Origin of the sequence: Streptomyces sp. NPDC056734 (genome assembly GCF_042790455.1) — a bacterium.
GTDB lineage: Bacteria > Actinomycetota > Actinomycetes > Streptomycetales > Streptomycetaceae > Streptomyces.
The window spans coordinates 183451-205557 of the sequence record NZ_JBHTZD010000007.1 but is presented as its reverse complement, the minus strand read 5'-3'; the positions used below and the strand labels follow the sequence as shown (position 1 = coordinate 205557).

Here is a 22107-nt window from a genome sequence, read left to right as displayed (position 1 = left end):
TCGCCCACCGGGAACTCCATCCAGAGGAAATCTTTCTCATGCGCAAGAACACCCTCGCCGCGGCGGCCCTGCTCGCCGCGGCCACCCTCACCCTCTCCGCCTGCGGCAGCGGCGACGACTCCGGCTCGCCGATCTCCGTGGTCTCCGAGGAGGCCGGCTCGGACCAGGCGGCGACCGTGCTCGACAAGCCGTTCGAGAAGCCGGATCTGGTGCTGACCGACACCCAGGGCGAGCCGTACGACTTCCGCGCCGAGACCGCGGGCAAGCCGACGCTGATCTACTTCGGCTACACCAACTGCCCCGACGTCTGCCCGCTGACCATGAACAACATCGCGGTCGCCAAGCAGCAGCTGCCGCAGGATCAGCAGGACGAGCTGCGGGTCGTGTTCGTCACCACCGACCCCGAGCGGGACACCGCCGAGGCGCTCGGCGAGTGGCTCAAGGGCATCGACCCGCAGGTGATCGGGCTGACCGGCGACTTCCCCACCATCCAGGCGGGCGCCCGCACACTCGGCATCTCCATCGAGGCGCCCACCGAGGACAAGGACGGCAAGGTCATCTCCACGCACGGCACCCAGGTCATCGCGTTCTCCCCGAAGACCGACGGCGGCTATGTGCTCTACGGCGAGGACGCCACCGTCGACGACTACACCAAGGACCTGCCCAAGCTGATCAAGGGGGAGAACCCGTGAGGCTCCCGGGGAGGCGTACGGCGACGGCCGCCGCCCTGCTGACCGGCGTACTGCTCCTGACCGGCTGCGGGTCCGGCGACGGCTCGGCGGGCGACGGCGGATCGGCCGGCGCCGAGCTGTCCGTCTCCGGCGCCTATATGCCGCAGCCCGTGTCGGACTCCATGGCGGCCGGTTTCCTGACCATCTCCAACAGCGGGGACGAGCAGGCCGAGCTGGTCTCCGTGACCAGCGACGTCGGCGAGGTCACCGTGCACGAGACGGTCGAGGGCTCGATGCGCGCGGTCGAGTCCCTCGCCGTCCCGGCGGGCGGGGAGCTGGCGCTGAGCAGCGGCGGCAACCATCTGATGTTCGAAAAGCTGACGCGCAAGCCCCTGGAAGGCGAGAAGGTCGCCGTGAAGCTGCACTTCGCGGGTCTCTCGCCGGTCGACGTCGAGATGCCGGTGAAGGCGGCGACGTACACCCCCGCGTCCGGCGAGTGAGGGAAGGACCACCTTGACGTACTCCATCGCCCCCCGTCTGCGGAGCCTGGTGCTGCTGCTCGTGGCGGTCACCGGCGCGCTGTTCCTGGGCGCCGCACCGGCCTCCGCCCATGCCGCGCTGACCGGCAGCGACCCCCAGCAGGGGGCGGTGGTCGAGCAGGCCCCGGCCCAGGTCTCGCTGACCTTCTCCGAGCCGGTCTCCGCCCCCGAGGGCAGCCTGCGCGTCCTCGACCCCAAGGGCGCACGCGTTGACACGGGCACGCCGGACAACACCGGCGGCACCACCTACGTGGTGAAACTGCACGCGGGCCTGCCCGACGGCACGTACACCGTCACCTACCAGGTCGTCTCCGCCGACAGCCATCCCGTCGCGGGCGCCTACACCTTCTCCATCGGCGCCCCTTCCGCGACCTCGGCCTCCGTCGAGGGGCAGAACAACGGCGGCGGGGTCGTCGGTGCGCTGTACGACACCGGGCGGTATGTGTCGTACGCCGGGTTCGTCCTGCTGGCCGGTGGGGCCGCCTTCGTCCTCGTCTGCTGGCAGCGCGGGTCCGGGGTGCGGGCCGTGCAGCGGCTGGTGGTCTCGGGGTGGGTCGCGCTGACCGCGGCGACGCTGTGGCTGCTGCTCCTGCGCGGCACGTACACCACGTCCGGCAAGCTCGCGGACACCTTCGATCTGGACCTGCTCGGCGAGGTGCTCCAGACCAAGACCGGCGCCGCGCTGGTCTCCCGGCTGCTGCTGCTCGCCGCCGCCGCGCTGTTCATCGCCGTGCTCTTCGGGGCGTACGACAAGCGGGAGGACGCGGAGAAGCGGGATCTGACCTTCGGGCTGGCCGTGGGCGGAGTCGTGGTCGCCGCCGGGCTCGCGGCGAGCTGGGCGATGGCCGAGCACGCCTCGACCGGCATCCAGACCGGTATCGCGATGCCGGTGGACGTGCTGCACCTGCTCGCCGTCGCCGCCTGGCTGGGCGGCCTGTGCACGTTGCTCGTCGCGCTGTACCGGGCGCCCGCCGAGACGCCCCTGGACTCCGCCGCTGTCCACCGCTTCTCCCGGGTCGCCTTCGGCAGTGTGGTCGTCCTGGTGGTGACCGGCATCTACCAGTCCTGGCGCCAGCTCGGCTCCTGGGCCGCCTTCACCGACACCCGCTACGGCCAGTTGCTGCTGGTCAAGCTGGGGCTGGTGGCGGTGCTGGTGGGCGTCGCGTGGATGTCCCGCCGCTGGACGGCCCGGCTGGCGGAGGGGGCGGCCGGGGGTGGGGGGCGCGCGAAGGTGACGGCGAAGGTGACGGCGAGGGCGACATCGAGGGCGGTGGGGGCCGCCTCTTCGTCGTCGGCTTCATCTGCCTCGTCATCTTCTTCGTCGGCTTCCTCGTCGGCTTCTTGGTCGGCTGCGTCGGCTTCGTCGGCTACGTCCTCGTCGCCCGGCGCCAGCAAGCGGGCCGCGCAGCTCGCCCGGCAGCGGGCCGCCACCGAGACGGCCACCCGGAAGCGGCTGCGGGACGCCGACCCCCAGCGCTTCGGGCTGCGCCGCTCGGTGCTCGCCGAGGCCGGGGTGGCCGTCGTCGTACTCGCCGTGACGACCGCGCTGACCTCGACCGAACCGGGCCGTACGGAACTCGACGCCAAGGCCGCCGCGGCTTCCTCGGCCGCCTCGTCCCCGGCGACCGGGGCGGTGACGCTCGACCTGCCGTTCGACACGGGCGGCGAGGACGGCAAGGGCGTCGTACGGGTCGACCTCGATCCCGCGCGGGTCGGCGCCAACGACGTGCACGTATATGGCGAACGGCCCAACGGACGGGCCTTCGACCTCCCCGAGGTGAAGCTGGCCTTCACCCTGAAGTCCGAGGGCATCGGGCCGCTGCCCGTGGTCCCGGACCACATCACCACCGGGCACTGGTCGGCGAGCGGGGTGCAGATCCCCATGGCGGGCGAATGGGAGATCGCCGTGACCGTACGGACCTCCGACATCGACCAGGTGACCGTCTCCAAGAACGCGCAGATCGGCTGAGCACAGATCATGGCTGACCACACGGCGGACCACACGGCTGACCACAGGACGGACGACAAGGCGGAAGGCGGCGGGGCGAACGGCGACCGGGCGGACGGCAGGACGGACGCCACGGCCGACGGCGGGACGCACGCCACGGCCGACGGCAGGGCGGGCGGCAGGGCAGGCGACGGGGCCGACCAGGCCGTGCCGGGGGCCCGGACGGAAGCGGCCCCCCTCCGGGACGGCACCGCCCCGAAGGCCCGCCCCCGGGGCGGTTTCTCGCGGCGGACCCTCCTCGGCACCGCCGGTGCCACCGGGCTCGTCCTCGGTGCCGCCGGAGGAGCCGTCGGCTATGCCGCCGCGCCCGCCGAGGCGACCCCGCTGGCCTCGGTCGGCGCCGAGGAGGCGATGTTTCACGGGAAACATCAGCCCGGCATCACCACGGCCATGCACGCGTGCGGCCATCTCCTCGCCTTCGACCTGGCGGCGGGCGCCGGACGCAAGGAGGCCGCCGCGCTGCTGCGCCGCTGGTCGGAGACGGCCCGGCGGCTGATGGCGGGCGAACCCGCCGCCCAGGACGACACGGATGTGGCCCGTGACGCCGGGCCGTCCGCCCTCACCGTGACCTTCGGTTTCGGGCACAGCTTCTTCGGGCGCACCGGCCTGGAGCAGCAGCGGCCTGCCTCCCTCGACCCGCTGCCCGACTTCTCGTCCGACCAGCTCGACAACGCCCGCAGCAACGGCGATCTATGGGTGCAGATCGGCGCCAACGACTCCCTGGTGGCCTTCCACGCCCTGCGCGCGATCCAGAAGGACGCGGGCAGCGCGGCCCGCGTCCGCTGGCAGATGAACGGTTTCAACCGGTCGCCGGGGGCCACCGCCCGGCCCATGACCACGCGCAACCTCATGGGGCAGATCGACGGCACCCGCAATCCGCAGCCGTCGGAGGCCGATTTCGAGGAGCGGATCTGGGTGCCGGGCACGCCCACGAAGGACCCCGAGTGGATGGCGGACGGTTCATACGTCGTCGTACGCCGGATCCGCATGCTCCTCGACGACTGGGAGCGGCTGCCGGTCAAGGACCAGGAGGACGTCATCGGGCGCCGCAAGTCCGACGGGGCGGCGCTGTCCGGGGGGACCGAGACCACCGAGATGGAGCTGGACCGGACCGACGCCGAGGGCGGTCTGGTGGTGCCGATCAACGCGCACGCCCGCATCAGCCGACCCGATCAGAACGGGGGTGCGGCGATGCTGCGGCGGCCGTTCTCGTACCACGACGGCTTCGACGGCGACGGGGTGCCGGACGCCGGGCTGCTGTTCGTGTGCTTCCAGGCCGATCCGCTGCGTGGCTTCGTACCGGTGCAGCGGAAGCTGGACCGGGGGGACGCGTTGTCGGCGTTCATCCGTCATGAGGCGAGCGGGCTGTTCGCGGTGCCGGGGGGCGCGGTGGAGGGGGGGTATGTGGGGCAGGGGTTGCTGGAGGGGTGACGGGGGTCGTCAAGGGGGCGGGACGGAGGGCGCTGCGGGGGCGGGGACGGGGACGGGGGTCGCTGCGGGGCGTGAGGGGAGGGTGAGGGGGCTGGGGCCCGGGTGGCGCCTACGCGACCGACCGGTCACCCCCTCCTCCCGGGCCCATTAGGGTGAGGGCATGCCAGCGAGCTATGCGTATCTCGGTCCTGAGGGCACCTTCACCGAAGCCGCCCTGCGGACGCTTCCGGAGACGGCCACCCGGGAGCTGATCCCGTATGTGTCCGTGCAGTCCGCGCTGGACGCGGTGCGCGCGGGCGAGGCCGAGGCCGCGTTCGTGCCGATCGAGAACTCCGTCGAGGGCGGCATCACCACCACCCTGGACGAGCTGGTCGCGGGCGAACCGCTGATGATCTACCGCGAGGTGCTGCTGTCGATCGCCTTCGCGCTGCTGGTCCGGCCCGGTACGACGCTGTCGGACATCAAGACGGTCTCCGCGCACCCGGCGGCCCAGCCCCAGGTGCGCAACTGGCTCAAGCGGAACCTTCCGGACGTGCACTGGGAGTCGGCCGCCTCGAACGCGGACGCGGCCCGGCTGGTCCAGGAGGGTCAGTACGACGCCGCCTTCGCGGGCGAGTTCGCCGCCGCCCGGTACGGCCTGGAGGCGCTGGAGACCGGGATCCACGACGCGGAGAACGCGCAGACCCGGTTCGTGCTGGTGGGCCGCCCGGCCCGGCCCGCGGCGCCGACCGGCGCGGACAAGACGTCGGTGGTGCTGTGGCAGCGCGACGACCACCCGGGCGCGCTGCGCGATCTGCTCGGCGAGTTCGCCAGCCGGGGCATCAACCTGATGCTGCTCCAGTCCCGCCCGACCGGCGCCGGCATCGGCAACTACTGCTTCTGCATCGACGCCGAGGGCCATATCTCCGACCGCCGGGTGGCCGAGGCCCTGACCGGGCTGAAGCGAATCTGCCTCCAGGTGCGGTTCCTGGGCTCGTACCCGCGTGCGGATGTGACTGCCGCGGATCTCCGGGCGCCGCTGCCCGGGACGTCCGACGACGAGTTCATGGCGGCGGCGGACTGGGTCGCGCGCTGCCAGGACGGTCGGTTCTAGAACGCGGGGGCGGGTCCTACGGGTCCCGCCGGGTCCCGCCCGGGTATCGCCGGGTACTCCGGCTGCCGCAGAGGGCCGCAGAGGGCCGCAGGGTCGGCCTGATCCCACCGGTCCCCTCTGTCACGCCCTTCGCATCCGTGGTACCCACCACACCAGCCATGCCTGCCACATTCGCCACACCAGTCCTACCTGCTGATTTTCGTTATCCACAGAAGTTATCCACAGGTGGGCTTCTCGACCTGGGGACAAGTCGACACTGTGGCGCCGGCCGGTCGACAAATCGCCCCACAGGCCCCCGCTTCGTCCACCGATGGGCAGGTCACCCTTCGTCCACTGTTCTCCATCGGGCAACTCTTGAGAGTTACTCATTTCCACTCGAACGTGGGCTTAGGTGAGGTTTCAACCGGGAATCCCGGAGGTCGGCCGGACGATTCGGAGTGATCAATTCCAACGTCCACAGATCTTCCACACAGCCTGTGGATAACTCCTCGCGAGCGCGTACCCCTGTGGACAACCGAGCCGCCAAGTCCCTTTCCCCGCAAGGAAATCCGGTCAACCGGGCACCGCCGGGGTCCCCCGTTCCAGGGAAGGGCAGCGACTTTTATTGACACGCGCGACAATTCCCCCATAACCGTACGTAACAGCCCGTAAGCCGCACCGCCCTTTTATGGGTCGTGAGCCGTCCTCGCACACCGGTAGCCTGGAGCGCGTGATTGACCTTCGCCTGCTCCGTGAGGACCCCGACCGTGCGCGCGCCTCCCAGCGCGCCCGTGGAGAGGATGTCGCCCTCGTCGACTCCCTCCTGGCCGCCGACGAGCGGCGCAGGTCCTCCGGCGTTCGCTTCGACGAGCTGCGCGCCGAGCAGAAGCAGCTCGGCAAGCGGATCCCCAGGGCCACCGGTGACGAGAAGGCCGAGCTGCTGAAGCAGGCGAGCCAGCTCTCCGCGGACGTCAAGGCCGCCGACGCCGAGCGCGACGCCGCCGCGACCGAGACCCAGGAACTCCTCGTCCAGCTGTCCAACCTCGTCCACCCCGACGTGCCCGTCGGCGGCGAGGAGGACTTCGTCACCCTGGAGACGCACGGCACGATCCGCGACTTCGGCGCCGAGGGCTTCACCCCCAAGGACCACCTGGAGCTGGGCACGCTGCTCGGCGCGATCGACGTCGAGCGCGGCGCGAAGGTCTCCGGCTCCCGCTTCTACTTCCTCACCGGCGTCGGCGCGCTGCTGGAGCTGGCCCTGGTCAACGCGGCGATCGCGCAGGCCACGGCGGCCGGTTTCACCCCGATGCTGACCCCGGCCCTGGTCCGCCCCCAGTCGATGGCGGGCACCGGCTTCCTCGGCCAGGCCGCGCAGGACGTCTACCACCTCGACAAGGACGACCTCTACCTGGTCGGCACCTCCGAGGTCCCGCTCGCCGCGTACCACATGGACGAGATCCTCGACGCCGACCGCCTCCCGCTGCGCTACGCCGGCTTCTCGCCGTGCTTCCGCCGCGAGGCCGGCTCGCACGGCAAGGACACCCGGGGCATCTTCCGCGTACACCAGTTCGACAAGGTCGAGATGTTCTCGTACGTCGCTCCCGAGGACTCCCAGGCCGAGCATCAGCGCCTGCTGGACTGGGAGAAGCAGTGGCTGACCTCGCTGGAGCTGCCGTACCGGGTGATCGACGTGGCCTCCGGCGATCTCGGCGCCTCCGCCTCGCGCAAGTTCGACTGCGAGGCGTGGATCCCGACGCAGGGCAAGTACCGCGAGCTGACCTCGACGTCCGACTGCACCGAGTTCCAGTCCCGCCGGCTGTCCATCCGGATGCGTGACGGCAAGACCGTCCGCCCGCTGGCCACCCTCAACGGCACGCTGTGCGCCGTACCGCGCACGATCGTCGCGATCCTGGAGAACCACCAGCAGGCCGACGGCTCCGTCCGCGTCCCCGAGGTGCTGCGCCCCTACCTGGGCGGCCGGGAGCTGCTGGAACCGGTGGCCAAGTGAGCGCCGCTCCCCTCGCCTACCGACTGATCGCGACCGACCTGGACGGAACGCTTCTGCGCTCCGACGGGTCGGTCTCCGGCCGCACCCGTGACGCGCTCGCCGCCGCCACCGAGGCGGGCGCCGCGCATATCGTCGTGACCGGCCGCGCGGTCCCCTGGACCCGCTCCATCCTCGACGACCTCGGCTACCAGGGCCTCGCCGTCTGCGGCCAGGGCGGGCAGGTGTACGACGCCGGAGCGCACCGCCTGCTGACCTCCGTCACCCTGGACCGGCAGCTCGCGGCCCTCGCCCTCGCGAAGATCGAGGCGGAGGTCGGCCCGCTGTTCCTGGCGGCGAGCCGGGACGGCCTGGACGGCGATGTCCTGATCGGCCCCGGATACGCCCTGCACGGCGCCCTGCCGGCCGTTCCGTTCACGGACGTGTCCGATCTGTGGACGGCCCCGCTGAACAAGATCTACATACAGCACCCGAGACTGTCGGACGATGAACTCGCCGAGGCCGCCCGCCAGGCCGCCGGCGGTTTCGTCAGCGTCGCCATGGCCGGTGAGGGCGTCGTCGAACTCCTCCCCCTGGGCCTCTCCAAGGCGACCGGGCTCTCCCTCGCCGCCCGCCGTCTCGGTCTGAAGGCCGCCGACACCATCGCCTTCGGCGACATGCCCAACGACGTCCCCATGTTCGGCTGGGCGACCCGGGGCGTGGCCATGGCCAACGCCCATGCCGAACTGAAGGCGGTGGCCGACGAGGTGACCTCCACCAACGACGAGGACGGCATCGCGGCGGTCCTGGAACGCCTGCTGGGTTGAGCGGGTTCGGTCGTACCGGGTTGAGCGTGAGCGGGCCTGGTCTTGCCGGGTTGAAGGTGAGCATGCCTGGTCGTGCCGGGTTGAGCTGACCCTGCGCTGCGGGACCGAGGCGCGCCCCGGTCGCGCCGGGTTGAGACGGGCCCGGCCCTGCGGCTACGTTCGCCCGTCATGCGATCACGTGAGTACGACCTGGACTTCCGCGACCGGGCCGGGCGGATACGGGCCTGGGGTCTCGCCCTGCTCGTGGTGGCGGGGGTGCTGTGGACGTGGTGTGCGGTGCTGCTGGTCACGCCGTACTCCGCCGACCGCCACCCCGACGACCAGTACCCCGACGACTGCGAGTCCCGCCTCTTCACCGTCCGCGGCACGGCCAACGAGGGCATCCAGAACGGCGACTACTGCGCCGACGAACGCGACTGGCCCGAGATCGTCACCCTCCTCGGCCTCTCCGTCCCTCTCTCCCTCACCGGCGCCACCCTCTTCACCACCGGCTCCCTCCGCCGCCAGCTGAGCGCCCACGCCGAGGCCATGCGAGAACTGGACCGCATCGCGGACGCGAGAGAAGAGAGGGAGGCCGCGGGGGGTTCTTGAGCGGAGGGTTCCTGAGCGGAGGGTTCCTGAGCGGGTGGGGCTTGGGCGGGGTGGGCTGTCAAGAGCGATCACTCGTCAGCAGGCGCCACCCCCAACCCCCCAGGGGCGCGGGGAACTGCGCGACCAGCCCCCACCCGCCCGCACCGAACCAATCCCCCCGGGTGGGCGGTCCACGCGAAGCCCCTGGCCTCACGTGCTCGAAGCGACCGCCCGGGAGCCGAACGCACTGTCGTGCAGGGACATCGCCCGGCTCCACCCCCGTTCCTGGCGCCGATCCGATCCGGCATCCGGGACATAAACCACTGTGCCGGTGCGGGAAGTTGGACGCCACCGAATTCCGGTGCGGAAGGGACAGCACGGGTCGGCGCCAAGTCGGCACCGCGACGGCACCCGGACCACACCCCGGGCGGACAGCCGCCCCCCACTACTCCCGGTGCCACCTGTGCCGACGCCCCTTGCTGAAGAACCACCCCGCGGGCGGCTCGTCCGAGCGCCACGGCTGCGGCTCCGGCGCCTTGCGGCTCCACCGGGCGGCCAGCATCCGGGCGCGGGCGGACGGCTCGGTCGTCCCGGCGGAGTGGATGAACTCCTCGTCCAGGACCAGGTCCTCGTCGTCCCAGTCCCCGGCACGATCCCCGGCACGGTCATCCTCGTGGTCGCCGGTGGCCGGCGTCTTGTCTGCCATCCCCGTTCCTTCCCGACGTGTGTCCCCCGTGGATTCAGGCGTTTTCGGGACATCTCCGCTGTCCCGTCCCGCCAGTGTGCCTCGGTGCCGGTGAAGCCCCTGTCAAGACCGGGAGCCGCACCGGCGGGCCCGCGAGGGTGCTGTCACTCCTCCCCGGCGAGCGTCAGCGTGCGCAGCTTCTGCCCGGCGTACCAGGTGGCGAGGACCGTCACCGCGACCAGCAGGACCGTCGCCGTGGTCAGGCTCACGTCCGAGGTGACCAGGTCACCGCCGGAGACCTTCTGGGCGACCGCCAGCGACCACTGCTGGACGCTGAGGGTGCGCGCGCCCGGCACCAGGGAGCCGAACAACGCCTCCCAGACCAGGGCGTAGACCAGGCCGAACACCACCGCGTGCCGGGAGACCGTGCCCAGCAGCAGGAACAGCGCCGCGTACGCGATCGAGGCGACCAGCGCGGCCACGGTGTAGGCGATGGCCACCTGCTGTCCGTTGCCGTTGAGGATGTATCCGGCGATCAGGGTCGGCAGCGCCGAGAAGACCATGGTCACGGCGATCGCGACGATCAGCTTGGTGAAGATGATCGTCGGCCGCTTGATCGGCTTGGACAGCAGATACACCACCGAGCCGTCGTCGATCTCCGGGCCGATCGCGCCGGTACCGGCGATCACTCCGATGAGCGGCACCATCGTGGCGAGCGCGAGGCCGCCGAGCAGGTCGCTGGTGGTCTGATCGTCCGTGCCGACCAGAGCGCGCACGATCACGGCGATCACGATCAGCAGCATCGGCAGCGCGCCGAGGATCAGGGCCCGGCGCCGGCCGAGCAGGGCCCGGTAGGTGAGCCGGGCGACTGTGGGGTCGTACATCTTGGCCTCCTACGCCGCGACGAGATACGAGAACACGGATTCGAGCGACTCGTCGGACGGCGAGACCGTGTGCAGACGGATGCCGTGGTCGCGGGCGACCCGCGGCAGCAGGGTGGTGAAGCGGCCGAAGTCGACGGCCTGGATACGCAGTGCGCCTTCGGCGAGGTCGACCTCGATGCCGGATGTCGACGGGTCGGCGATCAGCGCGGCGGCCAGCGCGCGGTCGTCGCTGGAGCGCACCAGATAGCGGTGCGGCCGGTCGGTCATCAGGCGGCGGATCTTGCGGAAGTCACCGCTGGCCGCGTGGCGTCCGGCGACCACGACCTCGATGTGCCAGGCGAGTTGCTCGACCTCTTCGAGGATGTGGGAGGAGAACAGGACCGTACGGCCCTCGTCGCCCATTCTGCGCAGCAGGTCCATCAGCTGCATCCGCTGGCGGGGATCCATGCCATTGAAGGGCTCGTCGAGCAGGAGCAGCGAGGGCTCATGGACCAGGGCGGACGCCATCTTCACGCGCTGGCGCATGCCCTTGGAGTAGGTGGCGATCTTGCGGTCCTGGGCGTACTCCATCTCGACGGTGGCCAGTGCCCGCTGCGCCTCCTTGTCGCCCAGGCCGTGCAGTTCGGCGTTCGCGACGACGAATTCGCGGCCGGTGAGGAAGTCGTACATCGCCTCGCGCTCGGGGACGACTCCGATGTGCCGGTAGATCTGCTCATTGCGCCAGACCGGCTCGCCGTCGAGGGTGACCGTGCCGGTGGAGGGGGCCAGGAAGCCGCCCATCATGTTGATCAGGGTGGATTTTCCGGCGCCGTTGGGGCCGAGCAGGCCGGTGACGCCGGGGCCGATGGTCATGGTGATGTCGTTGACGGCGACCACGTTGCCGAACCAGCGGGAGACATGGTCGATGGAGAGCGTGGTCACAGTCCGGCCTTTCGGTAGCGGCGCATCAGGAGGCCGTAGCAGGCGGCGATGGAGCCGAGGACGGCGAGGACGAAGACCACGCCCGCTCCCGTGGAGGGGCCGGTGCCGCCGGGGAACGCCGAGGTCGCACCGAGGAACGCGGTCTGTACGCCGTCGATCAGGGTGATCGGGGAGAACAGCCCGATCCATGGGACGGCCCCGGTGCTGCCCTGGACCTCGGCGATGGACTGGAGGGTGGAGACCGCGCCGTAGGAGATGGTCAGGACGGCGATGACGGCGGCGATACCGAAGCCGCGGCGCGGGGTGACCGAGGCGATGACCAGGCCGAGGCCGGCGAACAGCAGGGAGAGCAGAGCCACGGAGACGAGTCCCTGTGCGAATCCCTTGGTCTGGTCGGCGAAGTCCAGCTTGGCCAGCAGGGCGCCCACGTACAGCACCAGCAGCGGGGCGGCGGTCAGGACGAACAGCGCGGAAGCCAGCGCCGCGAACTTGGCGCGCACGTAGTCGGAGGTCTCGATCGGCCGCGAGAAGTACAGCGGGACGGTCTTGAAGCGCAGGTCGCGCGACACCGACTGGGGCGCCTGCGAGGCGACGTACAGGCTGATCACGGCCTGCATCACGATCGCGTAGCGGGTGTAGTCGAGGGGGAGTTCCTTGGCGTTGGTGGCGACGGCGACGGCGACCATGATGGCCGCGGGCACGCACATCACCACGAACAGCAGCATCGGCAGCACCTTGGACTTCACCGAGCGGCCGAGGCCGTAGGCGCCGCGCAGGGACTGCGAGTACAGCGAGCGGCGGGCGTAGGCGCGGCCGAGGCGGGGGCCGTCGTAGTTGCGGTATCCGATGTTGTGGATACGGGTCTGGTCGCCGGGCGGGGCGACGGGGTGCTCAATTGCCATGGCCGACCGCCTCCTTCCGCTCGCTCCGGGGCACGTCGGCCATGTCTGCCGCGTCGTCCTTGAAGACCTCTGCGATGTGGTGCCGGCGCTGCTCCATGCGCACCAGGCCGAGGCCGAGGTCTGCCACCAGGTCGCGGACCACGTCGTATGTCTCCTCGCCCCGCGCGGTGAGCAGCAGGGTGTGGCCGGCGCCGGGCAGGCCGCTGCCGTCGTGGACCTCCAGCCCGCGGGCGGTGAGTGCCTCGCGCAGGGTGCGCGTGCCATCGGGGTGGGTGTCGGTGTCGGTGACCTCGATGGCGAGGGTGGTGGTGATCTGGGTGAAGTCGGTGGTGGAGCTGGAGCGCAGCAGCTTGCCGCCGTCGACCACCACCACGTGGTCGCAGGTGCGCTCCAGCTCGCCCAGCAGATGGGAGGTGACCAGGACGGAGATGCCGAAGTCGGTGTGGATGCGGCGGATCAGGCCGAGCATCTCGTCGCGGCCGACCGGGTCGAGGCCGTTGGTCGGCTCGTCGAGGAAGACCAGCTTCGGGTCGTGGACCAGCGCCTGGGCGAGTTTGACGCGCTGCTTCATGCCCGTGGAGTAGCCGCCGATGGGGCGGTAGCGCTCCTCGTACAACCCGACATGACGCAGGGTGTCGGCGGTGCGCTCGCGGGCGGCGGTGGGTGGGAGGCCGGACATCCGGGCCATGTGCACGACGAACTCGGTGGCCGAGACGTCGGGCGGCAGGCAGTCGTGCTCCGGCATGTAGCCGACACGCTCGCGGATGTCGGCGCCCTTCGTGGCGACGTCGAGGCCGAGCACTTCGGCGCGGCCCTCGGTGGCGGGGGACAGACCCAGCAGGATCTTGATCAGTGTGGACTTGCCGGCTCCATTGGCTCCGACGAGTCCGGTCACACCGGGCCCGACGTCCACGGAGAGCCGGTCAAGAGCGGTCACCCTGGGGAACCGCTTGCTCAGGCTTTCGGTCGCGATCACAGTCACAGGTACGAAGGTAGTGATCCGGGCCACGCCAGTCGTCAGACCGGAGAGCCGTCTTCTCGTCACTCTGGAGTAGTAGGGGATCCCTAAGGTCCCCCTGAAGGGGGGTCCGGGACCCACCCCGAGAGGGCCACCCCAGAGAGCCGGGGAGTGGCCGGCCGGCATCACCCTTGTTGACCCGTGCTCTAACAACTGCGAGATTCGGCGAAGCCAGGTGACGACCACGTACCGCGACCGATGGGCGGGGATTCCATGAGGACGGCGGGCGGAGAAATGGCGCAGGGTGACGGAGGCATGGCCTCCCTCGAAGGGGCGCGGGAGCGCCGGGTGGCGACCGGCGGCGTCGAGCTGTGCGTCGTCGAGCTGGGCGACACCGCGGCGCCGACAGTCGTACTGGTGCACGGATACCCGGACAGCAAGGAGGTGTGGTCGAAGGTCGCCGTCCGGCTCGCCGGCCGCTTCCATGTGGTGCTCTACGACGTCCGGGGCCATGGCCGCTCGACGGCGCCGCAGCCGTTGCGGGGCGGATTCACGCTGGAGAAGCTCACGGACGACTTCCTGGCGGTGGCGGACGCGGTCAGCCCGGACCGGCCGGTGCATCTGGTGGGGCACGACTGGGGCTCGGTGCAGTCGTGGGAGTTCGTGACCGTCGCGCGCACCGAGGGACGTATCGCCTCTTTTACGTCGATGTCGGGCCCGTCGCTCGATCACTTCGCCCACTGGATCGACCGGCGTCTGAAGCGCCCCACCCCGCGCCGGGTCGGCCAGCTCCTCGGCCAGGGCGCCAGGTCCTGGTACGTGTACGCGCTGCACACGCCCGTGCTGCCGGAGCTGGCCTGGCGCGGCCCGCTCGGCAGGCGCTGGCTGAAACTCCTGGAGCGCGTCGAGCAGATCCCCGGCGACGGCTACCCCACCCCGTCACTGCCCCAGGACGCCGCCCATGGCGCGTGGCTGTACCGGGACAACGTACGGCGGCGGCTGGGCAGGCCGCGCCCCGACGCCTACGCGCGCGTGCCGGTGCAGCTCATCACGCCGCTGGGCGACGCGTTTCTGTCCGAGCGGCTGTACGACGATCTGGAGCGGTGGGCTCCGCGGCTGACCCGCAGGACGCTGCCCGCCAAGCACTGGATCCCGCGCACCCGGCCCGATCAACTGAGCGCGTGGATCGAGGAGTTCGTCATGGGCGTCGAGGGCGGCCGGACCAGGCCGCACAAGGCCACCGGCCGCCACTCCGACCGGTTCGGCGGGCAGTTGGTGCTGGTCACGGGCGCGGGCAGCGGCATAGGGCGGGCGACGGCGTTGGCGTTCGCCGCGGCGGGCGCGCGGGTGATCGTGGTCGACCGGGACGCCGAAACCGCCGCCGGGACCGCCGAGATGGCCCGGGTGATCGGCGCGCCGGGCGCCTGGGCGAAGACGGTCGACGTCTCCGACGAGCGGGCCATGGAGAGGCTCGCGGAGCAGGTCGCCACCGAGCACGGCGTGGTGGATGTGCTGGTCAACAACGCCGGTATAGGGCTGTCCGGTTCGTTCTTCGACACCACCACGGACGACTGGCGCGAGGTCCTGGGCATCAATCTCTGGGGCGTGATCCATGGCTGCCGCCTCTTCGGTCGGCAGATGGCCGAGCGCGGACAGGGCGGCCAGATCGTCAACATCGCCTCGGCGGCGGCCTATCAGCCGTCCAAGGTGCTGTCCGCCTACGGCACCACCAAGGCGGCCGTGCTGATGCTGAGCGAGTGCCTGCGGGCCGAACTCGCGGGCCGGGGCATCGGAGTCACCGCGGTGTGCCCCGGTCTGGTCAACACCAACATCGCCTCCACGGCGCATTTCGCGGGGGTGGACGAGGAGGAGGAGAAGCGCCGCCGAAAGCGCACCGCGCGGCTGTACGGACTGCGCAACTACCCGCCGGAGAAGGTCGCCGACGCGATCCTGCGGGCCGTGGTGCGCAATGAGGCGGTGGTCGCGGTGACGCCCGAGGCGCGTGGGGCGCGGCTGCTGGCGCGAGTGATGCCGAGGGCGCTGCGGGCGCTGGCACGGGTGGAACCGCCCATATAGGGCGGTGAGTTGGGTAACTCAGCCCACCTGGATCAGATTTCGCCAAATCGCTTGTATCCGCGCTTTCTTCGCGAAAGCCGTGGAAACGAGAGGCCGTTGTCCACAGAACCGCCAATTCCCCTGTGGATAACTACAGTTGGTTGTGGATCAAACCTGGCCCGCAAAATCATCTGCGTGATTCAGGTCTCGCCCGGCACTCTGGTGCGATGGATGAAAGACGCACGGTGAAGGTGTCGAAGTATCTCTCCAAGCACCTTCGCCACCAGCCCGACCGGATCGGGCTGGTCCTCGACGAGGGCGGCTGGGTCGAGATCGACGCGCTGATGGCCGCGGCGACGGCCCATGGCTTCCGGTTCACCCGCGAGGAACTGGACCAGGTGGTCGCCACGAACGACAAGAAGCGGTTCGCGATCGAGGACGGCCGGATCCGCGCCAGCCAGGGCCACAGCGTCGACGTGGACCTCGGCCTCCCGCCGGCCGCCCCACCGCCGTACCTCTACCACGGCACCGTCGCCCGCCATCTGGACGCGATCCGCGCGCAGGGACTGCGGCCGATGAACCGGCACGACGTGCACCTGTGGCCGACCGCGAGACCGCCACGCGCGTGGGCGCGCGCCGGGGACGGCCGGTCGTGCTGGCCGTGGACACCGGGGCCATGCATCGGGACGGGCATGTCTTCCACGTCAGCGCGAACGGGGTGTGGCTGACGAAGAGGGTGCCGCCGGAGTATCTGCGGTTCCCTGGGACGCGGTGACGGCCAGGGTGACGGTCAGGGTTCTGCGGCTTCCGGTGCACACCGACGGTCGCGGCGACTTCCGGGCGCCCTGAACACCCGGGCACCCGGAAACACTGACAGTCGCGTAAGCCGCGCTCTTCGTCGCATGATCGTCCTATGGAACACCTTCCCACCACCGAGGCCGCCGTCACCGCCCTCCGGGCCATCGCCGCGGAGTACGCCCGTGAGATCGAGGTCAGCCATGACATCGGCGCCGACCAGACCTCGCGCCGCAGCGCGTCGGGCGTCGGCGTCACCACCGACCCGGACGGTTCGCTGCCGCACGAGGCATACGTCGAGTTCGGCGGCTCCCCCGTGGTGGACGTCCGCCTCTTTCCCGACGACGACGCGCTGATCAAGGTGGACGGCGTGGAGTTCCACGACGTCCCGCGCGACGAGGTGCCCGGCTTCCTCCGCTCGATATTCGGCGGCCTGGCCTATGTCAAGGGCCGTTTCTTCCCGCCCGGCTACTTCCTGATCGTGCCCCTGCCCGGCGACCGCACCTACAAGGAGGCGGTCACGATGATCAGCCTCACACCGTGGCTGAGCGGACGCGTACGGTGACTGTTTCACGTGAAACAGGCCCCGGCCGCTTACGCTCGGAGGCATGAGCCTGCACCTGAGCACCGTGATCCTTCCGCATCGCCGCTGGCAGGAGGGGGGCCGGGCGTCCTGGGAGCGGGCCGAACAGCTCGGGTTCCATACCGCGTACACCTACGACCATCTGTCCTGGCGCAGCTTCCGCGACGGCCCGTGGTTCGGTGCCGTGCCGACGCTGACGGCCGCCGCCGGGGTCACCGAGCGGATGCGCCTGGGCACGCTGGTCACCTCGCCGAACTTCCGGCATCCGGTGACCCTCGCCAAGGAGCTGATCTCGCTCGACGACCTCTCCGGCGGACGTTTCACGCTCGGGATCGGCGCCGGGGGCACCGGCTTCGACGCCACCGCGCTCGGGCAGGAGCCGTGGACGCCGAAGGAGCGCGCCGACCGCTTCGGCGAGTTCCTGCCGCTGCTCGACCGGCTCCTCACCGAGGACTCCGTGTCGTACGAGGGCAACTACTACTCGGCGCACGAGGCCCGCAACATCCCGGGGTGTGTGCAGCGCCCCCGGCTGCCGTTCGCCGTCGCCGCGACCGGGCCGCGCGGGCTGCGGCTCGCCGCCCGCCACGGTCAGGCGTGGGTGACCACCGGGGACCCGAAGCTGTTCGAGCACGGCACCCCGGAGCAGTCGGTACGGGCCATCCGGGAGCAGGCCGAGCGGCTGGCGGACGCCTGCGCCGAGCTGGGCCGGGACGTGATCGGGCTGGACAAGATCCTGCTCACCGGGTTCACCCCGGACCGGCAGCGCCCGCTGGAGTCGCTCAACGCGTTCGTGGACTTCGCCGGGCGCCACCAGGAGATCGGCTTCACCGAGATCGTGATCCACTGGCCGATCCCGGACACGGACTTCGCGGCCGACGAGAAGGTCTTTCAGCAGATCGCGATGGAGGCGGTGGCACAGCTCGGATAGCGGCCCCGTCGGCAGCTCGGACAGCGGCCCCGTCGGCCGGTATCCGCCCGGGTGGGGCGGCCATGAGGCGGATACGTCGACTCCCACCCGGTCGTACTGGCATATGCGCGACAATGGCCGGGTGACCTCAGCGACTCGACAGCCCGACCTCCCGGCCGCCGCCGCGCCGCCCCGCCTGATCGCCACGGACCTCGACGGCACCCTGCTGCGCGACGACAAATCGGTCTCCCCACGGACCGTCGCCGCCCTCGCGGCGGCCGAGGAGGCGGGCATCGAGGTCTTCTTCGTCACCGGCCGCCCCGCCCGCTGGATGGACGTCGTCAGCGACCATGTCCACGGGCACGGCCTCGCCATCTGCGGCAACGGCGCCGCCGTCGTCGATCTGCACGGCGGGCCGGGCAGCCACCGGTTCGTGAAGGTGCGCGCGCTGGCGCGGGAGAACGCGCTGGACGCCGTAGGACTGCTGCGGGACGCGGCGCCCGGCACGGTGTACGCGGTGGAGCAGACGTACGGCTTCAACCAGGAGCCCGACTATCCCCAGCTGCACCTGGAGATACCGGACACGCTGGCCCCGGCCGAGGAACTGCTGGCCGGGGGCGCGCAAGGGTCCGCCGAGCCGGTGCTCAAGATCCTCGCGTACCACCCCGCGATGGACCCCGACGCCTTCCTCACGGTCGCCCGGCTCGCCCTCGGCGACCGCGCCAACGTCACCCGCTCCAGCCCCAGCGCACTGCTGGAGATCAGCGGCCCCGGCGTCTCCAAGGCCAGCACCCTCGCCCTGTGCTGCGCCGAGCGCGGGATATCGCCCCGGGAGGTCGTGGCCTTCGGTGACATGCCCAACGATGTCGAGATGCTGACCTGGGCCGGACAGTCGTACGCCATGGGGAACGCCCACCCGGACGTCATCGCCGCCGCGTCGGGACGGACGGTCGCGAACAACGAGGACGGGGTGGCCGTCGTGATCGAGCGGATGCTGGCGGAGCGGGTGGGGTAGCGGGCCGCCCTGCCTCCGCCTCCTGTCCCCCGCCGCCCGCAGGCCGGCGCGTCTCACAGCCCCACCCCGCGCGCCCCGAGCCACGGCATCGGGTCCACGCCCGAGCCCAGTTCCGGGGTGATCCGTACCTCGAAGTGCAGGTGCGGCCCCGTGGAGTTGCCGGTCGTGCCGGCCTGGCCGATCCACCGGCCCGGCACCACCCGTTCGCCCTGGTCGACGGCGACGGACGCGAGATGGGCGTACTGCGTGTAGTAGCCGCCGGGGTGCTGGAGCACGACCTGGATGCCGAAGGCGCCGCCGCAGCTCACCCGCACCACCCGGCCAGCCCCGACCGCCCGCACCGGCGTGCCGATCGGCACCGCGAAGTCCTGCCCGGTGTGCCGGTTGGCCCAGCGCGCCCCGCCGCTGCCGAACCCGGCCGACAGTTCGTACGTCTCCACCGGCGCCACCCACTCCCGTGCGAGCCGTTCCTCCGGCTGGTCCAGCCGTACGGCGCCCCGGCAGTTGCCCGCGGCGGCGGACGCGTCGGCCTCACCCTGCAACCGGCCCCGCGCCCGCTCCAGCTTCGCCTCGATGTCCTGCTTCAGCTCGGCCAGTTCGGCGGTGTGCTCCTCCAGCTCCCGCCAGGCCGCCGCGGCCCTCGCCTCGTCGGCGGCGAGCCGTCGCTCCGCGCGGACGCTCTTGTCGATGGCGTTGCCGACGGCCGTGTTCGTCTGGGCGAGAACACGCTGATTGCGCATCAGCTCCTCCGGACTGACCACGAGCAGGATCCGCGCGGCGGTCGGCAGCCCGCCGCCATCGCGGTACTGGGCGCGGGCGATCCGCCCCAGATCCTCGTGGAGTACGGCGATCTCCCGCCGTCGCTCGTCGAGCAGCCCCTCCAGCCGCCGGGCCTGCGTCCGCTGCCGCTCCGCCCCGCGCCGGCCCTCCTCGTACCGCCGGGCCGTGTCGGCCGCGTCCTCGTACAACCGGGCCACCCGCGCGGCCGTCCCACCGTCCGCGCCGCCGCCGCTCTCCGACGGCCCGGTCGGCCGAGCCGCGAGCACGGCGGCGGCACACAGCAGCACCGGAACGAGCAAGGGGCGGCGACGAAGTGAGCGCATGTCAGCGATCGTGTCCCGCGCGGGCGTACGGCCGCATGTTCACGTCGTACGGGTGGGGGACGGGTTGCTGCGGACGGGTGCCACGGTCGGCGTGTCGGTGGCGGTCCGTGCCTTTCGAGGCCGGTGTGGGGAGTTGGCGTGCGGGGTTGAGTCGTCAGCGGGGCGGGGTCAGCAGTCGAGACGGGGTGCGTCACGGGGACCAGGTACGCCACGGAGACCGGGTGCGTCACGGGGACCAGGTACGTCACGGGGACCAGGTACGTCACGGGGACCGGATCGGCAACCGAGACTCGGTGCGCCAGGGACCGGACCGGGTCGGTAACCGACACAGGATGCGCCACGGCCATGGGGGCCGAGTGGCGCCGCTGGAACGCCGCAAGGCGTCGCCGGGCAGCCGCAAAGGAGACGGCCGGACCTAGTACGGCGCCTCCCACACCACCGTCGTCCCGCCCCCGTCCGCCCCGACCCCCGGCCCGTACCAGCTGGCGCCGCCCAGGGACTCCGCGCGGAGTCCGAGGTTTCTCAGGCCGCTGCGCCGACCGCCCTCGCGGATGCCGACACCGTCGTCGGCGACCGTGAGGCGGACACCCGCCCGGCCGTCCGGCAGCCGTACCGTCGTGTCCACGACCACGTCGATCCGTGACGCGCCCGCGTGCCGGAAGGCGTTGGAGAGGGCCTCGCGCAGGGCCGCGATGAGGTTCTTGCCGGTCAGCTCGCCCACCAGGGCGTCGACAGGACCGACGAACCGGTGTCCGGGCTTGAAACCGAGCGGTACGGCGGCCGTGTTGATCTCCCGCAGCACCCGGGTGCGCAGCCCGGCCGGCGCCTCGGCCGGGCCCTGCTGGAGCGCGAAGATGGCCGTACGGATCTCCTGGATGGTGACGTCGAGTTCGTCGACCGCCCGGCCCACACCGTCGCGGACCTCTGGCACCACCGACCCGCGCTGTGCGCTCTCCAGCATCATGCCGGTCGCGAACAACCGTTGGATTACCAAATCGTGCAGGTCACGGGCGATCCGGTCGCGGTCCTCGAACACCGCGAGCCGCTCCCGGTCCCGCTGGGCCTCGGCCATCATCAGCGCGAGCGCCGCCTGCGAGGCGAACTGGATCGCGAGCGTGCGCTCGGTCTCGGTGAAGGGGCGCTCGCCGCGCGCCCGGGGCAGCACCAGGGTGCCGAGGATCCGGCCCTCGCTCTGGAGCGGCAGCAGCATCGTCGGGCCGTACGCACGGGCGAGGTGGGTGACCATCCGGCCGTCGGTGGCGGCGTCCTCGACGAACACCGCCCGTCCGTCGAGGAGTTCGGCGACGATCCGGCTGTCCGGCGGGACGACCAGACCGAGCGCGCTGGACGCCGGCTCGGAGGCCGCCACGGCGACGACCTCCAGACCGCCCTCTTCGGCGGGCAGCAGGACGAACCCGGCCGCCGATCCGGACAGTCTGCGGGCCTGTTCGGCGACGACCTGGAGGGCGTCATCGGCGTCCTGCCCGGACAGCAACGCGGTGGTGACGGCCACGGATCCGTCGATCCAGCGCTCGCGCTGCGTGGCGGCCTCGTACAGCCGGGCGTTGCCGATCGCGATGCCCGCCTCGGTGGCCAGCAGCCGCACCATCCCGAGATCGTCCGCGTGGAACGGCTCGCCGCCGCGTTTCTCGGTCAGATACAGATTGCCGAAGATCTCGCCCTGCACCCGGATCGGGACGCCCAGGAAGCTGTGCATCGCCGGGTGGTGCGGCGGGAATCCGCAGGAGCGCGGGTCGGATCCAAGGTCGGCGAGCAGCACCGGGTCGGGGTGGTGGATGAGCGCGCCGAGCAGGCCCCGGTGCCCGTCGGGCAGCCGCCCGATCCGCCGGGCCGTCGCCTCGTCCACGCCGTGGTAGACGAAATCGACCAGCCCGTCCCGGTCCTCGGCGACCACACCGATCGCCGCGTAACGCGCGTCGGTCAGCGAGACCGCGGTCGTGCAGATCCGGTGCAGCGTGGAATGCAGCTCCAGCCCGCTGCCGACGGCCCGCATCGCCTCCAGGAGCCGGGCGACCCGGGGATCGGGGCCACTGGGCAGGTCCCAGGGGGACGCGTCGCCGGGATCCCCGTCATCGGCGGGACCGGCGGGCGGTAGGGCAGTCATGCCCCGAGGGTAATTAGTCCCACTTGTCACGGAAAGTCGGACTCATGGGAGGAGTCAGAAAATCGGAACGCT

19 protein-coding genes and 1 pseudogene are annotated in these 22107 nt (G+C 71.3%); 13 read left to right on the top strand and 7 right to left on the bottom strand.

The genetic code is table 11. From position 1 onward, the window contains the following. The first annotated feature begins 38 nt into the window (after window positions 1-38). From ACFRFC_RS12995 to ACFRFC_RS12960, 8 genes are all read left to right on the top strand, one after another. The gene (locus tag ACFRFC_RS12995; RefSeq protein WP_382682455.1) at window positions 39-692 is read left to right on the top strand and encodes an SCO family protein; all 654 of its coding nucleotides are present in this window, start codon (window positions 39-41) and stop codon (window positions 690-692) included. Continuing rightward, window positions 689-1171 (top strand): copper chaperone PCu(A)C, encoded by a 483-nt coding sequence (locus ACFRFC_RS12990; RefSeq protein WP_382682457.1) that lies wholly within the window; start codon window positions 689-691, stop codon window positions 1169-1171. The genes ACFRFC_RS12995 and ACFRFC_RS12990 overlap by 4 nt, the downstream gene beginning before the upstream one ends. A 13-nt stretch (window positions 1172-1184) precedes the next feature. Further along, complete coding sequence (locus ACFRFC_RS12985) at window positions 1185-3179, top strand: copper resistance CopC/CopD family protein (protein WP_382682460.1); 1995 nt, start codon at window positions 1185-1187, stop codon at window positions 3177-3179. 9 nt (window positions 3180-3188) lie between these two features. Then, window positions 3189-4649 (top strand): iron uptake transporter deferrochelatase/peroxidase subunit, encoded by a 1461-nt coding sequence (gene efeB, locus ACFRFC_RS12980; RefSeq protein ID WP_382682463.1) that lies wholly within the window; start codon window positions 3189-3191, stop codon window positions 4647-4649. 160 nt (window positions 4650-4809) lie between these two features. Continuing rightward, on the top strand, window positions 4810-5742 hold the full coding sequence (gene pheA / locus ACFRFC_RS12975) for a prephenate dehydratase (RefSeq protein WP_382682466.1): 933 nt from the start codon (window positions 4810-4812) through the stop codon (window positions 5740-5742). 709 nt (window positions 5743-6451) lie between these two features. Then, window positions 6452-7729 carry a serine--tRNA ligase gene (gene serS, locus ACFRFC_RS12970; protein WP_382682468.1) on the top strand — a complete coding sequence of 426 codons (1278 nt, stop codon included), beginning with the start codon at window positions 6452-6454 and terminating at the stop codon, window positions 7727-7729. After that, on the top strand, window positions 7726-8532 hold the full coding sequence (locus ACFRFC_RS12965; protein ID WP_382682470.1) for an HAD family hydrolase: 807 nt from the start codon (window positions 7726-7728) through the stop codon (window positions 8530-8532). Before serS ends, ACFRFC_RS12965 begins: the two co-directional genes overlap by 4 nt. Window positions 8533-8700: 168 nt before the next feature. Then, window positions 8701-9123 (top strand): hypothetical protein, encoded by a 423-nt coding sequence (locus ACFRFC_RS12960; protein WP_382682473.1) that lies wholly within the window; start codon window positions 8701-8703, stop codon window positions 9121-9123. A 424-nt stretch (window positions 9124-9547) separates the two neighbouring features. Here ACFRFC_RS12960 and ACFRFC_RS12955 read toward each other — a convergent pair whose 3' ends face one another. From ACFRFC_RS12955 to ACFRFC_RS12935, 5 genes are all read right to left on the bottom strand, one after another. Continuing rightward, window positions 9548-9808, bottom strand: a complete 261-nt coding sequence (locus tag ACFRFC_RS12955) for a hypothetical protein (RefSeq protein ID WP_382682474.1) — start codon at window positions 9806-9808, stop codon at window positions 9548-9550. 143 nt (window positions 9809-9951) lie between these two features. Continuing rightward, entirely contained in the window at window positions 9952-10671 is a 720-nt protein-coding gene (locus tag ACFRFC_RS12950) for an ABC transporter permease (RefSeq protein ID WP_382682476.1), read from the bottom strand. 9 nt (window positions 10672-10680) lie between these two features. Then, window positions 10681-11592, bottom strand: coding sequence for an ABC transporter ATP-binding protein (locus tag ACFRFC_RS12945; protein ID WP_382682479.1), 912 nt, complete (start codon window positions 11590-11592; stop codon window positions 10681-10683). Further along, complete coding sequence (locus tag ACFRFC_RS12940; protein WP_382682481.1) at window positions 11589-12494, bottom strand: ABC transporter permease; 906 nt, start codon at window positions 12492-12494, stop codon at window positions 11589-11591. The genes ACFRFC_RS12945 and ACFRFC_RS12940 overlap by 4 nt, the downstream gene beginning before the upstream one ends. Continuing rightward, window positions 12484-13515: an ABC transporter ATP-binding protein gene (locus ACFRFC_RS12935; protein WP_382682871.1), complete on the bottom strand. Its 1032-nt coding sequence runs from the start codon at window positions 13513-13515 to the stop codon at window positions 12484-12486. The genes ACFRFC_RS12940 and ACFRFC_RS12935 overlap by 11 nt, the downstream gene beginning before the upstream one ends. A 252-nt stretch (window positions 13516-13767) precedes the next feature. Here ACFRFC_RS12935 and ACFRFC_RS12930 point away from each other — a divergent pair, with 252 nt between their 5' ends. The 5 genes and pseudogenes from ACFRFC_RS12930 (at window position 13768) to ACFRFC_RS12910 (ending at window position 18807) form a co-directional block, all read left to right on the top strand. Further along, window positions 13768-15528 (top strand): SDR family oxidoreductase, encoded by a 1761-nt coding sequence (locus ACFRFC_RS12930; protein ID WP_382682484.1) that lies wholly within the window; start codon window positions 13768-13770, stop codon window positions 15526-15528. 206 nt (window positions 15529-15734) lie between these two features. Beyond that, window positions 15735-16282, top strand: a pseudogene (locus ACFRFC_RS12925) (RNA 2'-phosphotransferase). A gap of 138 nt (window positions 16283-16420) precedes the next feature. Continuing rightward, window positions 16421-16867 carry a hypothetical protein gene (locus ACFRFC_RS12920; protein ID WP_382682487.1) on the top strand — a complete coding sequence of 149 codons (447 nt, stop codon included), beginning with the start codon at window positions 16421-16423 and terminating at the stop codon, window positions 16865-16867. A gap of 43 nt (window positions 16868-16910) precedes the next feature. Next, window positions 16911-17813 (top strand): LLM class flavin-dependent oxidoreductase, encoded by a 903-nt coding sequence (locus tag ACFRFC_RS12915; protein WP_382682489.1) that lies wholly within the window; start codon window positions 16911-16913, stop codon window positions 17811-17813. Window positions 17814-17916: 103 nt separating this feature from the next. Next, a complete protein-coding gene (locus ACFRFC_RS12910) occupies window positions 17917-18807 on the top strand; it encodes an HAD hydrolase family protein (RefSeq protein WP_382682492.1) in 891 nt (296 codons plus the stop codon). Window positions 18808-18860: 53 nt separating this feature from the next. On the opposite strand, the gene ACFRFC_RS12905 is transcribed toward ACFRFC_RS12910, so the two are convergent. Both ACFRFC_RS12905 and ACFRFC_RS12900 read right to left on the bottom strand, forming a co-directional pair. Next, window positions 18861-19910 (bottom strand): peptidoglycan DD-metalloendopeptidase family protein, encoded by a 1050-nt coding sequence (locus ACFRFC_RS12905; RefSeq protein ID WP_382682494.1) that lies wholly within the window; start codon window positions 19908-19910, stop codon window positions 18861-18863. 415 nt (window positions 19911-20325) lie between these two features. Next, on the bottom strand, window positions 20326-22035 hold the full coding sequence (locus tag ACFRFC_RS12900) for a GAF domain-containing sensor histidine kinase (RefSeq protein ID WP_382682497.1): 1710 nt from the start codon (window positions 22033-22035) through the stop codon (window positions 20326-20328). Window positions 22036-22107 lie beyond the last annotated feature (72 nt).

Excerpts from the sequence above, each read along its gene's own strand:
- ACFRFC_RS12995 (WP_382682455.1), top strand. The coding sequence starts at position 39 with ATGCGCAAGAACACCCTCGCCGCGGCGGCCCTGCTCGCCGCGGCCACC.
- efeB (WP_382682463.1), top strand. The coding sequence starts at position 3,189 with ATGGCTGACCACACGGCGGACCACACGGCTGACCACAGGACGGACGAC.
- pheA (WP_382682466.1), top strand. The coding sequence starts at position 4,810 with ATGCCAGCGAGCTATGCGTATCTCGGTCCTGAGGGCACCTTCACCGAA.
- ACFRFC_RS12960 (WP_382682473.1), top strand. The coding sequence starts at position 8,701 with ATGCGATCACGTGAGTACGACCTGGACTTCCGCGACCGGGCCGGGCGG.
- ACFRFC_RS12955 (WP_382682474.1), bottom strand. The coding sequence starts at position 9,808 with ATGGCAGACAAGACGCCGGCCACCGGCGACCACGAGGATGACCGTGCC.
- ACFRFC_RS12950 (WP_382682476.1), bottom strand. The coding sequence starts at position 10,671 with ATGTACGACCCCACAGTCGCCCGGCTCACCTACCGGGCCCTGCTCGGC.
- ACFRFC_RS12940 (WP_382682481.1), bottom strand. The coding sequence starts at position 12,494 with ATGGCAATTGAGCACCCCGTCGCCCCGCCCGGCGACCAGACCCGTATC.
- ACFRFC_RS12930 (WP_382682484.1), top strand. The coding sequence starts at position 13,768 with ATGGCCTCCCTCGAAGGGGCGCGGGAGCGCCGGGTGGCGACCGGCGGC.
- ACFRFC_RS12920 (WP_382682487.1), top strand. The coding sequence starts at position 16,421 with ATGGAACACCTTCCCACCACCGAGGCCGCCGTCACCGCCCTCCGGGCC.
- ACFRFC_RS12915 (WP_382682489.1), top strand. The coding sequence starts at position 16,911 with ATGAGCCTGCACCTGAGCACCGTGATCCTTCCGCATCGCCGCTGGCAG.
- ACFRFC_RS12910 (WP_382682492.1), top strand. The coding sequence starts at position 17,917 with ATGCGCGACAATGGCCGGGTGACCTCAGCGACTCGACAGCCCGACCTC.
- ACFRFC_RS12905 (WP_382682494.1), bottom strand. The coding sequence starts at position 19,910 with ATGCGCTCACTTCGTCGCCGCCCCTTGCTCGTTCCGGTGCTGCTGTGT.
- ACFRFC_RS12900 (WP_382682497.1), bottom strand. The coding sequence starts at position 22,035 with ATGACTGCCCTACCGCCCGCCGGTCCCGCCGATGACGGGGATCCCGGC.